This is a genomic window from Gordonia sp. ABSL11-1, from assembly GCF_030315685.1.
Lineage (GTDB): Bacteria > Actinomycetota > Actinomycetes > Mycobacteriales > Mycobacteriaceae > Gordonia.
Genome location: NZ_JASXSI010000001.1, coordinates 517,567 through 530,826 on the forward strand (window position 1 = coordinate 517,567; position 13,260 = coordinate 530,826).

At 67.5% G+C, this 13,260-nt stretch carries 14 protein-coding genes; 9 read left to right on the forward strand and 5 right to left on the reverse strand.

The annotated features are described in order from the left end of the window. The first annotated feature begins 5 nt into the window (after positions 1–5). From QSJ19_RS02575 to QSJ19_RS02585, 3 genes are all read left to right on the forward strand, one after another. On the forward strand, positions 6–524 hold the full coding sequence (locus tag QSJ19_RS02575) for a hypothetical protein (protein ID WP_286318115.1): 519 nt from the start codon (positions 6–8) through the stop codon (positions 522–524). 93 nt (positions 525–617) lie between these two features. Further along, positions 618–2,534, forward strand: coding sequence for an ABC transporter ATP-binding protein/permease (locus tag QSJ19_RS02580; protein WP_286318116.1), 1,917 nt, complete (start codon positions 618–620; stop codon positions 2,532–2,534). Positions 2,535–2,678: 144 nt separating this feature from the next. Beyond that, entirely contained in the window at positions 2,679–4,514 is a 1,836-nt protein-coding gene (locus QSJ19_RS02585; RefSeq protein ID WP_286318117.1) for an AMP-dependent synthetase/ligase, read from the forward strand. Between the two features lie 18 nt (positions 4,515–4,532). Here the strand turns inward: QSJ19_RS02585 and QSJ19_RS02590 are convergent, their stop codons facing one another. Further along, positions 4,533–5,240 carry a DUF998 domain-containing protein gene (locus QSJ19_RS02590; protein ID WP_286318118.1) on the reverse strand — a complete coding sequence of 236 codons (708 nt, stop codon included), beginning with the start codon at positions 5,238–5,240 and terminating at the stop codon, positions 4,533–4,535. Positions 5,241–5,393: 153 nt separating this feature from the next. Between QSJ19_RS02590 and QSJ19_RS02595 the strand changes: the two genes are divergently transcribed. Together QSJ19_RS02595 and QSJ19_RS02600 are read left to right on the forward strand one after the other, a co-directional pair. Further along, positions 5,394–5,825: a DUF6325 family protein gene (locus tag QSJ19_RS02595; protein ID WP_286318119.1), complete on the forward strand. Its 432-nt coding sequence runs from the start codon at positions 5,394–5,396 to the stop codon at positions 5,823–5,825. A 49-nt stretch (positions 5,826–5,874) separates the two neighbouring features. Beyond that, positions 5,875–6,177 carry an SHOCT domain-containing protein gene (locus tag QSJ19_RS02600; RefSeq protein ID WP_286318120.1) on the forward strand — a complete coding sequence of 101 codons (303 nt, stop codon included), beginning with the start codon at positions 5,875–5,877 and terminating at the stop codon, positions 6,175–6,177. Positions 6,178–6,204: 27 nt separating this feature from the next. Here the strand turns inward: QSJ19_RS02600 and QSJ19_RS02605 are convergent, their stop codons facing one another. Further along, positions 6,205–7,800: an MFS transporter gene (locus QSJ19_RS02605; RefSeq protein ID WP_286318121.1), complete on the reverse strand. Its 1,596-nt coding sequence runs from the start codon at positions 7,798–7,800 to the stop codon at positions 6,205–6,207. 211 nt (positions 7,801–8,011) lie between these two features. On the opposite strand from QSJ19_RS02605, the gene QSJ19_RS02610 reads away from it, so the two are divergent. The 3 genes from QSJ19_RS02610 to QSJ19_RS02620 are packed head-to-tail and all read left to right on the forward strand — an operon-like array spanning position 8,012 to position 10,441. Next, on the forward strand, positions 8,012–8,266 hold the full coding sequence (locus QSJ19_RS02610) for a BatC protein (RefSeq protein WP_286318122.1): 255 nt from the start codon (positions 8,012–8,014) through the stop codon (positions 8,264–8,266). A gap of 10 nt (positions 8,267–8,276) precedes the next feature. Beyond that, positions 8,277–9,542, forward strand: coding sequence for a cupin domain-containing protein (locus tag QSJ19_RS02615; RefSeq protein ID WP_286318123.1), 1,266 nt, complete (start codon positions 8,277–8,279; stop codon positions 9,540–9,542). Beyond that, positions 9,539–10,441, forward strand: a complete 903-nt coding sequence (locus QSJ19_RS02620; protein WP_286318124.1) for a ferredoxin family protein — start codon at positions 9,539–9,541, stop codon at positions 10,439–10,441. Before QSJ19_RS02615 ends, QSJ19_RS02620 begins: the two co-directional genes overlap by 4 nt. A gap of 72 nt (positions 10,442–10,513) precedes the next feature. On the opposite strand, the gene QSJ19_RS02625 is transcribed toward QSJ19_RS02620, so the two are convergent. The 3 genes from QSJ19_RS02625 to QSJ19_RS02635 are packed head-to-tail and all read right to left on the reverse strand — an operon-like array spanning position 10,514 to position 12,725. Next, positions 10,514–10,924 (reverse strand): PTS sugar transporter subunit IIA, encoded by a 411-nt coding sequence (locus QSJ19_RS02625; protein ID WP_502876073.1) that lies wholly within the window; start codon positions 10,922–10,924, stop codon positions 10,514–10,516. Positions 10,925–10,979: 55 nt separating this feature from the next. Beyond that, a complete protein-coding gene (locus QSJ19_RS02630; RefSeq protein WP_286318168.1) occupies positions 10,980–12,353 on the reverse strand; it encodes a pyridoxal phosphate-dependent decarboxylase family protein in 1,374 nt (457 codons plus the stop codon). A 54-nt stretch (positions 12,354–12,407) separates the two neighbouring features. After that, positions 12,408–12,725, reverse strand: coding sequence for an SDR family oxidoreductase (locus tag QSJ19_RS02635; RefSeq protein ID WP_286318125.1), 318 nt, complete (start codon positions 12,723–12,725; stop codon positions 12,408–12,410). 124 nt (positions 12,726–12,849) lie between these two features. On the opposite strand from QSJ19_RS02635, the gene QSJ19_RS02640 reads away from it, so the two are divergent. Next, on the forward strand, positions 12,850–13,260 hold a 411-nt coding region (locus QSJ19_RS02640), incomplete at its 3' end, for a YchJ family protein (protein ID WP_286318126.1).

The following is a 13,260-nucleotide window of genomic DNA, read 5'->3' on the forward strand; positions in this document are numbered from 1 at the left end:
TCTCCATGACCTCGGCCCAGCCGCCACGGGCCGATCCGATCCCGTATCAGCCCGCGCACCATCCCGCACAGCCGCCGGTGCAGCCCCAGTACTGGCTGCAGTCCGGGCCGATGCTGCAGCAACGGACCTGGCAGCGCAGCACCCGTTCTCCGATCATGGTGATCAGTTCTCTCGCCGGCCTGGCGTTCGCCGCGATCGCTGTCGTCGCCCTGCTGGTCGGATCGGTCAACGCGTCCTTCTTCACCGCGCGCGGAATCGTCGTGTGTCCGTCGGCCTCGGTGCAGGCGATGCAGATCGGACCAGGGACGCCCGTACAGATCTCCGATGAACGCGGCACCGAGCTCGCGACGACAACGCTCGGCCAGCGACGGACCGCGGAGTCCGGTCGCTGCGAACTCCCGTTCAGCGCTCACGACGTCGAGGCCGGACGTGGGGGATATGTCGTCCGTGTCGGGAATGCCTTCCAGGAGACCGTGTCCGAATCCGCCCTTGCCGCCGGAGCGGTGCTGCGCCCCGTGGGCTGACGTCCACCGCGGGTCGTCCGGTGGGATGACACGGCGCGGGTTAGACTGCGGCGATCTGTCCGACCGCACGCCGGCCGACGCCGAGGGGGGTTGATGGAATACAGCATCGATTGGTCCACCGAGATCTGGACATCTCTGAGGTGGATCGTGATCGCGAGCGCGATCTCACTCGCGGGATTGCTCCTGGTGGGATTCGTGATCGCACGCTTCACCCGGTGGGGACAGCAGTTCTGGCGGGTCAACGGCGATTTCTTTGCGGGGCCGTCCACCCGGGTGGTCGCGTGGGGTTACATCCTGGCTCTGCTGATCTTCTGCATCTTCGGTGTCCGGATGTCGATCCTGTTCTCCTACTGGGGCAATGACCTCTTCACATCGCTGCAGAACGTCGGTTCCGGACTCAACGGACAGGGACCGCAGGCGCAGCAACTGATCGACGCCGGCAAGGCCGGCTTCTGGCATTCGATGTGGGTGTTCGCCGCCATCGCGGCGGTGCACGTCGTGCGCACGCTCGTCGAGCTCTACATCGGCGCCGCCTTCGAGATCCGGTGGCGCCAGTGGCTCACCTCCCACGCCACCGCCGACTGGATGCGCGGTCGCGCGTTCTACCGCAACCGATTCGTCGATCTCGGCGACGACAGCAACGACTCCGGCATCCAACCCGGCATCGACAACCCGGATCAGCGCATCGAGGCCGATATCACCAATGTCGCGCAGTCGAGCCGGCTGCTGCTCTTCAGCTCGGGTGGGTCGTCGACAAACGGCGTCATCCCCGCCCTGGTCACGATCGTCTCGTTCACCCAGATCCTGTGGAACCTGTCCGGGCCCATGACCCTGTGGGGCGTGGAGATCCCGCGCATGATGGTGTGGCTCGTCTTCATGTACGTGCTGATCGCGACGGTCATCGCGTTCTGGATCGGCCATCCGCTGATCCGCCTGAACTTCTGGCGCGAGCGCCTCACCGCGAACTTCCGTTATGCGCTCGTCCGGGTTCGCGACGGCGCGGAGAACGTCGCCTTCTACCGGGGCGAGCGGGTCGAGCACGACAGCCTGATGGGACGCTTCGCCGCCGTCATCGCCAACTACTGGCAGATCATTTATCGGAACCTCAAGTTCGTCGGATGGAACTTCAGCATCACGCAGCTGTCGGTGGTCTTTCCGTATCTCGTTCAGGCGCCTCGGTTCTTCGAGGGCCGGATCAGCCTCGGCGACGTGACCCAGACCTCCGACGCCTTCGGCAACGTGCACGACGCACTGTCGTTCTTCCGTAACTCCTACGACGACTTCGCCGATCTGCGCGCCTCGATCATCCGCCTCGACGGTCTCGAGGACGCGGACAAGAAGTCGCGGACACTGCCGGCGATCGCCACCGCCGACCGCGACCGTGCGGTCCGCCTGACCGACGTCGACATCGCGACGCCGAGCGGCGACGAGCTGATCCGCGACCTCACCCTGTCGCTCGATCCGGGTGACGCGCTGGTCGTGAAAGGCCGCTCCGGGTCGGGCAAGACGACGCTGCTGCGTGGACTCGCCGGATTGTGGCCCTTCGTCGACGGCGAGTTCACGCGACCCGCGGGCGATCGGACCTTGTTCCTGTCCCAGATCCCGTACATCCCGCTGGGCGATCTGCGCACCGCGGTCGCCTATCCGGCGTTGCCCGACGATGTCGGCGACGACGCAATCCGCGCCGCGTTGGAGCAGGTGTTCCTGCCGCATCTGACCGGTCGTCTCGCCGACGAGGAGGACTGGTCGAAGGTGCTGTCGCCGGGCGAGCAGCAGCGGGTGGCGTTCGCCCGCATCCTGCTGACCCGGCCGGAGGTCGTGTTCATGGACGAGGCGACCTCGGCGGTGGACGAAGGACTCGAGTACTCGCTGTACACCTTGATCCGCACCGAACTCCCGGACACCATCCTGGTGTCGGTCAGTCACCGCAGCACGACCGATCAGCATCACACCGAGGTGCTCGAGCTGACCGGCGGCGGTGCCTGGGAACTGCGTCCGGTGGCCAGCTGACCCGCGGCGTCAGACGCCGAGAACATTGCTCTGACGTCACTTTTTTACCGTTGGATTACCAATCTCGCTGATCGCTGTCCATGCACTCGAACTGCCGGTACTGTGATGCCGACCACAATGTCGGGCAAAGCGAGGATTTCGGTCATGGCGGAGACAGAACGCATCACATTTCCACATGAGAGTGGGGCCGCGGTGGCCACGCTCCCGGAGGCATTCCAGCAGACGGTGACCCTCCGTCCCGACGCGGTCGCGCTGCGGACCGTCGGCGGTATCCAACAGATCACCTGGGCGCAGTACGCCGCGCGGGTCGAGGCGATCGCGGGCGGTCTGGCCGCGCTCGGAGTCGGCCGCGGCGACACCGTCGGCATCATGCTGACCAACCGGCCGGAGTTTCACCTCGTCGACACTGCGGCGCTGCACCTCGGGGCCATCCCGTTCTCGATCTACAACACCAGTTCGCCCGATCAGATCGAGTATCTGTTCGGCAACGCCGAGAACACGGTGGTCATCACCGAGCAGGTGTTCCTGCCCGCGATCCGGGCGGCGCACACCGCCGTCACGACGACCGTCGTCGTCGACGGTGCCGCCAGCGATGCGATGACGCTGGCCGAGTTGGAGGCGACATCTGCCCCCGACGGATTCGATCTCGACGCGTCCTGGCGTGCCGTGCAGCCGGAGGATCTCGCGACCCTGATCTACACCTCCGGGACCACCGGTCCGCCGAAAGGTGTCGAGATCACGCATCGCAACGTGATCGCCCAGCTCGCCGCGCTCGAACAGCACGTCGAGGTCGGATTCGACGACCGGGTGATCTCATACCTGCCCGCCGCGCACATCGCGGACCGGGTGTCCTCGCACGGTGCGAACATGGTGCGCGGAATCCAGGTCACCACGGTGCCCGATCCGCGGGAGATCGCCGCGGCGCTGCCGGAGGTCCGACCGACCTTCTTCTTCGGCGTCCCACGTGTCTGGCAGAAGATCCGCGCCGGCATCGAGGCGAAGATGGCCGAGGAGTCCAGTCCGGTCAAGAAGAACCTGGCCGCCTGGGCGCTGGGTGCCGGGGCGGCATCGGCGAAGGCCCACCTCGACGGTCGCAGCGAAGGACTGCTCGGCGGTGTGCAGCACGGCCTCGCCGACAAGCTGGTGCTGCACAAGGTCCGTGCCGCGATCGGGATGGACGAGATCACCTTCGCCGGTTCGGGCGCCGCGGCGATCCCGGCCGAGGTCCTGCAGTTCTTCCTGGGGCTCGGAATCCCGGTGCTCGAGGTCTGGGGGATGTCGGAGACCACCGGCGTCTCCACGATGACCACGGCGGAGAACTTGAAGATCGGGACCGTCGGCAAGCCGGTGGCGGGTGTCGAGACCAAGCTCGCCGACGACGGCGAGCTCCTCATCCGCGGGCCTGTGGTCATGCGTGGATACCGCAAGCAACCCGACAAGACCGCCGAGACGATCGACGCCGACGGCTGGCTCGCCACGGGAGACATCGCCTCCATCGACGCCGACGGCAACGTCACCATCGTCGACCGCAAGAAGGAACTCATCATCAACGAGGCGGGCAAGAACATGTCGCCCACCAACATCGAGAACGCGATGAAGGCCGCGTCGTCGCTGATCGGTCAGGTCGTCGCGATCGGCGACGCCAAACCGTATGTGTCTGCGCTCGTGGTCCTCGATCCGGATGCGGCGGCGGCGCGTGCCAAGCACCTCAACATCCCCGATGCCGACGTCGCGACCGTCGCTGGACGTCGCGAGGTGCTCGACGAAGTGACTACGGCGATCCGGGAGGGCAACGGCACACTGTCCCGCGTCGAGCAGATCAAGCGGTTCACCATCGTGCCCGACGCCTGGGATCCGGGCGGGGACGAACTGACGCCGACGATGAAGTTGCGGCGCAAGCCGATTGCGACGAAGTACGCCGATCACATCGTCAAGATGTACGACGACGCACCGGCTGCCGACGTCGTCGACCTCAGGTAGCGGCGATCAGAGCTCTGATCAGAGCTCTGTGGACGGTCGATCGTCGCGGTGACGGCTCGTGGCGATCGACCATCCCCAGATGATCAGCCATACGGTCATTCCGCCCACCTGGATTCGTTGTGCCAGCCCCAGGCGGTAGTCGCCGCTCAGGTTGTCGGCGACGAGCATCCACACCGTGGCCACCACGACGATCGCGAACACGATCGTCCCGGCCGCCCGCAGCATCGGCCAGACGCCGGCCCGGAACGTGGCGACGACGGCCGCGATCATGACAGTGAAGATGGAGAAGACGGCCAGTGTGCTGGTGAGCGCATGCACGTGGTGCAGCTGCGGGAGGATTCCGCTCGGCTCGGAGGGGCACCCGGCATCGACACCGGGGATGCACTCGATCGGCAGCAGGGCGTCTGCGATGGTCGACGCACCGAACGCGCCCAACGCGACCACCGCGCAGATCGCCGGGAAGCCACGCACGAGTGGTCGGGGGATCAGCATGACCAGCGCGGCCAGCATCGCGGCGCACGATGTCGTCACGTCACCGGCGACATACACCTCACGATGCGGGCGCTGTGCTGCATCGAGTTCGCTGAGGAAACTGCGCAGCGGGTCGAGGGGACTGGGCCACAGGAACTCCAGTACCCACGACGAGTAACAGATCCCGGCCAGCGCCACCAGGATTCCCGCACTCACGAAGCGGGCGGTGGAGGGCGGCACGCCGGAACTCGACATCCGATCAGCGTATAGATCCCTCGCCCGATACGGATGAGATGTCCGCCGACGCCTGTCACGGGCACCGCGGCGATCTACCATCGACTCGGAGGTCAATCACCGCGCCATCCGATCGGCCGTCACTTGTCAATCGCGACGCAGCGAGGAGCTCCCATGGCCGAAGAAGTCGTTCAGGAGATCGGACCCATCGACTATGTAGTGGTGGAGTGGTCCGGTAGCAAACAGCCGAACGGAGAAGCACTCCCTCACCTCATCGGTCTGGTCGAGCGCGGGATCATCCGCATCATCGACTTCGCCTTCATCATGAAAGCCGAGGATGGGACCGTCGCGCAGTTGGCGCTCGACGAGCTCGGCGCGGAGTTCGCGATCCTCGACGGTGCCTCAGCCGACCTGATCGGCGACAGCGACGTCACCGAGGCGGCGTCGGTACTCGATCCGGGGTCGGCGGCCGCCCTGCTGGTGTATGAGAATGCCTGGGCCGCACAGTTCGCGGCCGCGCTGCGCGGCAACGGCGCCCAGGTCGTCGCGACCGGACGCATCCCCTACGACGAGTTCGTCGCCGCGCTCGACGAGGTCGAGGCCTGACCTCCCCGCCCATCCACACCGCATCCGCCCCACATCTGAGGAGATTCCCATGCCAGGACTGATCCGAGCCGCAGCGCGCACCGCTGTGATCGCCGGGACCGCCACGTCGGTCAGCAACCGCGTCGCCCGACGTCAGGCGAACCGTTGGGCGCAGCAGGATTACGAGAACCAGCAGCGCCACTCTCAACCCGCAGCCCAACCCGTGCAGGCTCCCCCCGTCGCGCCGGCACCCGCGGCCGCCCCCGCTCAGGACACCATCGAGCAACTCAAGGAGCTGGGCGCGCTGTACCAGCAGGGCATCCTGACCGAGCAGGAGTTCGCCGCACAGAAGGCCAAGATCCTCGGCAGCTGACGACCCGGCCGCCGCCGGACTCGGATGTCACAGTTCGGCGGCGGGCACCCGGGGGAGTCGTCGAGCGATCACGAGTCCGACGGCGGCCAGGAACACGGCCAGCAGGATCGAGATCTTGATGGCGAACAGCTGTGCCTCGACGTAGTGGTCGATCAGCGTGGCCACCTCGTCCGCCGGGATCCCGTTGTCCTGTGCGACCTGCTCGAGCTGATCCCGCCCCAGGATCTCGACCCCGTCGGCAGATGCCTCGGCGATCTGTGTCTTGGTGGTGGCGGACAGATCGGGATCCGCCTGACCGGCAGCGGAGAAGTCCGAACTCAACGAGGCGATCAGCAGCGCACCCAGCAGCGCGACGCCCACCGACGTGCCGATGTTCTGCGCGGTGCCCTGCAACCCGCCGGTCTCTCCGCGGTCGCGCTCACCCACCGACGACATGACCACGTTGCCCAACTGCGAGGCGATGAGTCCGAATCCCGCACCGAACACGGTCATCCCGACGCCGAAGACCACGCCATCGAGTTCCGGATCGATCGTCGTGATCAGCACCGACGAACCGATGATCACCAGCAGCAGGCCGATTGTCACCATCCGTCGAGGTGACTGTGTCGCAGCGAATCTCGGACTGGAGAACGCGGCGATCAACATCGCAACAGACATCGGTGCCAGCGTGAGCCCGGTCTCGAAAGCATTCTTCCCGAGTACGTACTGCAAGTAGATCGGGATGACGAAGAACATCCCGCCGATGATCGTCTGTTGTGCGATCAGCATGACCAAGCCGTTGCGCAACTGGAGTTTTCGCAGCAGGTCGGGATGCATCAGCGGCACGTGTCCGTGCGCGATCACGCGCCGCTCCCAGTGGACGAACGCGATCAGGACGAAGATGCCCGCCGCGATCATGAACGGGACGATCGACAGGCCGAACGGTGTGATCTCCGTCCCGCCGATCTCGAGCGCACCGGAGGGTTTGACGAAGCCCCACGTACCAGACTTCAGCAACGCGAGCACGATCAGCCCGAGGCCGGCCGCGGACAGGAACGTGCCGCCCCAGTCCATCCGCCGTGAGCCGGATCGCCCGGTGTCGGCGATGACCCGCACGCACGCGATGACGAGAACACAGACAACCGTCTCCGCCGCGAACACGACCCGCCACGTGAGGGTCTCGGTGACCCAGCCGCCGATCAGCGGCCCCGCCGCGGCGCCGGCCGCGGCGATCCCGCCCAACGCGCTGTAGGCGGTCGCGCGATCCTTGCCGTCGTAGTTCGCGGCCGTCAGCGAGATGATCGCGGGCATCACCAGCACGGCTCCGGCACCTTCGACGAAGGACCACCCGAACAGGAGAGTGCCGATGTTCGGACTGAATGCCGTGATGAGCGACCCCGCGCCGTACACCAGCAGGCCGATGGAGAAAACGCGCCGACGACCGAACATGTCACCGAGACGGCCACCGAACAGCATGAACGAGCCCATGACGAGCGTGTACAGCGTGATCGCGAGCTGCACCTGGGTGATGCTGGTGTCGAGGTCGACCACCACCGCGGAAACGGACACGTTCATCACCGTGGTGTCGAGGACCATGATGAACTGCGCCGCACACAGGATGAGCAGAACGCCCCATTTCCTCACCGACAGAACGCTACGCCGGGAGTGGTGCGCGACCGGTGTTTGCCGGGGCCGGTGAGGGGGAATCATCCGAAACGGGTGAGCGGTGGAGGTCGCCACGACCGCAGCGACTGGTGGAGATCCGGCCAACGCCGGGACACCGGACGCCCCGCTGCCCATAGTGGAGACAGGAGCCTCCGATCCTCGGTGGCTTCGCGAGCAGAAAGGATCACCGATGGCACTCGACGACGATGACATCACCACGTCCGGCGCCGGCGGCGAAGGAGTTGCCGACGGAGGATCGAACCCGGGTGGTCACGACGGTGGCGCCGACGGCACCGCCGACGCCGGTGAGGGACCGGCCGACGGCGGCTCGAACCCCGACGGTCACGACGGTGGCGCCGACGGCACCGCCGACGCCGGTGAGGGACCGGCCGACGGCGGCTCGAACCCGGGCGGACACGACGGAGGCGCCGACGGCACCGCATGACGGCCGCCCGGTGCTGAGTCGCTGTATCGCGGTCGACCCGGACACCTTCGCGAAGGAGTACTGGGGTCGGCAACCGCTGCACAGCAATTCGGTGTCCCTGCCCCGCGACTTCGACGACCTGCTCACGGCCCGGATGGTCGACGAGCTCATCGCCGAGCGCGGGGTGCGGGCACCGTTCATCCGGATGGCCAGGGACGGCGGCGTTCTCGCTCGCGACGATTATCTCGGCCCGCAGGGTTTCGGCGCGGAGATGCCCGATCAGGTCGACTCGGCAAAGGTGTTGGCCGAGTTCAGTGGTGGCGCGACCATCGTGTTGCAGGGCTTGCACCGGCTGTGGCCGCCGGTCATCGACTTCGTGCGGGGCATGGTCGACGACCTCGGTCATCCCGTGCAGGCGAACGCCTACATCACTCCCGCGTCCAATCGTGGCTTCGACCCGCACTACGACGTGCACGACGTCTTCGTTGTCCAGACGACCGGCCGCAAGCGGTGGACCGTGCACGCACCGGTGCATCGTGATCCGCTGTCGTCTCAACCGTGGACCGATCACCGAACCGCCGTCGCACGACGAGCCCATGAGGAACCCGTCCTCGACATCGTGCTCGAACCGGGCGACGCACTGTATCTGCCGCGTGGGTGGATTCATTCCGCGCGAGCGCTGGGGGAGACCTCGGTCCACCTGACGATCGGGGTCTCGCCGGTCACCGTGCGCGACGTGCTGGCCGCGATCGTCGACGAGGCCGGGATCATCGACGACCTGCGTGCATCACTGCCGCTCGGCATCGACCTGACGGACCGCGCCGACACGGTCGCGGTGGTCCGCACGGCGATGGCGACGGTCGTCGACGAATGGCAGAACCGATCCGAACAGTGGACGACCGGTGCGGCCGAAGCCCTCGTGGCCCGGCACGCCGATCGCACCCGCCCCGAGGCGGTCCGGCCGCTGGCGACCGTCGATGCCGCGGGCTCGCTCACCACCGAGACGGTTCTACGGTGGCGCCGCGGTCTCGTGGGCGACCTGCTGCCCGCAGGTGAACGCGTCGAGCTGCGGCTGTCGGATCGGACGATCGGGTTCCCGTCGTTCTGCGGCGACGCCGTGGCGGCGGTCATGACGGGGTCGGAGGTCAGCGCCGACCGGCTCCCGGGGCTCGATTCCGTGGACGGCGCCGTCCTGCTGCGTCGACTCCTTCGCGAGGCGGTCGTCGTACCTGTGCGCGCTGATCGCGGCTGCTCATCGGGTGCCGAAGGGTCGACGTCGATGAGGCGCCACGGATGACCGATCGCCGTCCCTGCAGCGATCAGTCTGCGGAGCGCGACGACCCCATGTTCGGCACCGCTTCCGCCGGATCGTCGTGGCTGTTCCTCGAACTGGCCGGGCCCTGGGGGCCGTCGGTGTTCCTCACGTCCCCGTCGATCCTGGAGCCCGAACTCGGCCGTGCCATCGTGCGCCGGGTCGAGGCCACCGGCATGCGGATCGTCGCGATCCGCCGCCCAGGGCGACGCTCGGCGACTCCGCGCTGGCGCTGGTTCATCGTCCAGGCCGAGCCCGGCGCCGAGACGGTGCATCGCGGCGAGGTGGACGACCCGTCCGGCTATCTCGACCTCGCTCTCGACGGCTCCGACGGAGAGCGGTCGTCCGAGCCGCTCGTCACGATCTGTGCACACGGCAAACACGATCAGTGCTGCGCGGTGCGGGGCCGAGCGGCGACCTCGGCGATCGCCGACGCGTACCCGGACTGGACGTGGGAGTGCTCCCATGTCGGCGGCGATCGGTTCGCCGCCACGATGCTCGTCCTGCCGCACGGACTCTGCTACGGACGTGTCGACTCGGTCGCCGATCCCGCCGACATCATCCATCGGTACACCCAAGGGCGACTGGTCGATTCCCTACTACGTGGCCGGACGTCGCTGCCACACGCCGTTCAGGCGGCCCAACACTTCGTTCGCGAGAAGACCGGTGAGGACCGGATCGACGCACTCGTGCCGCTCGACGTCGAGCGGTCCGATCACCGAATCCACGTGCAGCTGAGCGGATCTGACGGCCCGATCGACGTCACCCTGGCCGAGCACCTCTCCGATCCGCTGCTGTCGACCTGCGGCGCACGCGTCCCGGGCCGGGTCCGCCAGTTCGTCCTGGTGTCGATGACGTTCGCCACCGCCACCCATGCCCCCTGAGGTGCGAGGCGCCGGCCGGGCATTGCTGTTCCCTGAGGAGCGAGGCGATAGTCGAGCGTCACGAAGGGCAACTCACGCCTTCGGTTTCGCCTCGACCGCGATGATCGGTGCGCCGACCTCCGTCTCGCCCTCGGCGATCTGCTCGACCGAGGCGAACTTCTTTGTGTTCATCACGACGACCGGGGTGATGAGCGGATAACCGGCGGCCTCGATCACGGCGCGGTCAAACGTGACAAGCGGCGTCCCCGGCTCGACCTTCTGGCCGGCCTTCACCTTGACGTCGAATCCCTCACCCTTGAGCTGGACGGTGTCGATGCCGACATGGATGAGTAGTTCGATACCGCCGTCGAGGACCATGCCGAACGCGTGACCGGTCGGCTGGGCGGCCACGATCGTCGCGACGGCCGGCGCGTACACGGTGTCACCGGACGGCAGGATGGCGACACCCCCGCCCATGGTTCCCTTCGCGAACACGGGATCCACCCGCACACCCCGCCTCGCAGACGTAGCGGGAATCGTCTGTGGGCGACGATTCCCGCTAGGTCTGCGGGGCGCGGGGAAGGGGTGTGAGCAGCTCGGTCACCAGATCATCCATGTGGGAGCGTCGTGTCCGCCACGACGACACCGAGATCCGGAACGCCGGCTGGTCCTGCCATACCGACGGTCCGAACCATGTGCGGCCGCCGTGCACGACGCGTTCGCGCACGGCCACCGTCTGGTCGGGGGTGTCGGCGCGCACCAGCACCTGATTGAGCACGCAGCGGTTCACCACGGTGAGGTCCGAGCCGCGCAGCCGCACGGCGGCGTACTGGGCGTTGGCGATGCAGGTGTCGACCAGATCCTCGACGCCCTCGGAACCGAGTGTGCGCAGAGCCGCCCACACGGGGATACCGCGTGCGCGACGGGAGAACTCCAGGGTCAGGTTCTTCTGGGAGTCGGCGGTCCCGGTCAGGTAGGAGGCGTCCGAGTTCATCGCGTCGGACAGCGCGGGTGCGTCGCGGACGATCACCATCGCACTGTCGTACGGGGTGTTGAGCCATTTGTGGCCGTCGGTCGTCCAGCTGTCGGCGCCGTCGATTCCTGACGTGAGGTGTCGGTGTGTGCGCGACGCACGAGCCCACAGGCCGAAAGCGCCATCGACATGCACCCAACTGCCTGCCCGTCGCGCCGCCGGGATGACGTCGTCGAACGGGTCGAACTCGCCGGTGTTGACCTCGCCCGCCTGCAGCACGACGAGTGTGGTGTCGTCGAGCTCGGGCATCTGTGTGGCGTCGACGCGCCCGTACTCGTCGACGGGCACGCGCTCGATCGTGTCGAGGCCGAACCCCAGGACGCGCAGTGCCCGGACGACGGTGATGTGGGCCTGCGCCGAAATGACCACGCGGATCCGCGGCGCGCCCGCGAGGCCCCGGCGGTCGACGTCCCAATCCTGTCGTTCGAGGAGTCGGCGGCGCGCCGCGGTGAGCGCGGTCACCGCCCCCGCCGTCGCACTCGTGGTGAACCCGACTGCGGACCCGGTGGGTAGATCCAGTGCGTCGAGCACCCACCGTCCGGCCCGGGTCTCGAGCACATGGGCGGCCGGCGAGTTGTCGAACGACGACGCGCACTGATCCCATGCCGATGCGATCCGTTCGGCTGCGGCGGCGACCGGGAGTGTCGACCCCACCACGTACCCGAAGTAGCGGGGATCGTTGGACGCCACCACACCTGCACCGGCGATCTCGTCGAGCATCGCGATGGTCTCGGCGGCCGGCCGTCCCGCCGTCGGGAACGGTTCTGCGAAGCTGTCGAGTCGGGCGACAGATTCGGTCGACGGGAAGACCCGTCGCTCGCCCCGTCCGATCCCCGCCGTCCACGCCCGTGCGCGTCGATCGGCGTCGGCCAGGAGTGCGATCTCGTCGTCGGATGTCATGTCCACCCGTCCACGATGTCACCGCCGGCCCAGCTCGGGGGCCGGTGAGGTGTCTCAGGCGACGCGTCTGTCGGCGGAGTGTACGTCGGACAACAGCCCTCCCGGGTCGACGATCATGATGACGGGCCCGACGATGTCGGTGGCGCGTTCGATGATCGCGTCGACCTGCGCCGGATCGGACGGGTCGGCGACGACGGCCCAGACCCGGTGACGGACTGCTGCGTCGACATAGGGGACGAGGTCGCGCGATGACGTCCCGGCGACGGCGACGTTGCGGCCCGAACGCAGGATCTGATGCACGATCGATCGTGCCCGCGCGGTGCCGTCCATGACGACGAGGATGGCGTCGAGCGCATGTTCGTTGCTGGTCATACCGACATCTCACCGCCGCACACTGCGACCATCGTGTGTCCGGCCTGTCAGTTGCCTGGGCGCCGACGACCACCGCCCGGCGGTCCGTGCGGCACACTCACCCCGGCCGCCTATCCTCACCAGGATGACGAACTCCACCGGAGCCGGGACGCGCCCGCAACGCTGCCCCTGCACCTCGGGACTGCCGTTCGCGGACTGCTGTGGTCCGATTCTCGACGGCGGGCGCCGCGCGGCAACCGCGGAGGCGCTGATGCGCTCCCGGTTCACCGCATTCGCCGTCGGTGACCGCGAACACCTCCTCGACAGTTGGCATCCGCGCACGCGCCCTCGCACCCTCGAACTCGACGAATCACTCACCTGGTATCGCCTCGACATCGAATCGACCTCGGGCGGAACGCCGTTCGACACCGTTGGTGAGGTCGTCTTCACCGCGCACTATCGGACCGCCGACGGGCGTGAGCGGCTCCACGAGCGCAGCACGTTCGAGAAGCGTGACGGCCGTTGGGTCTACGTCAAAGGAGTACTCGCGCCCGAC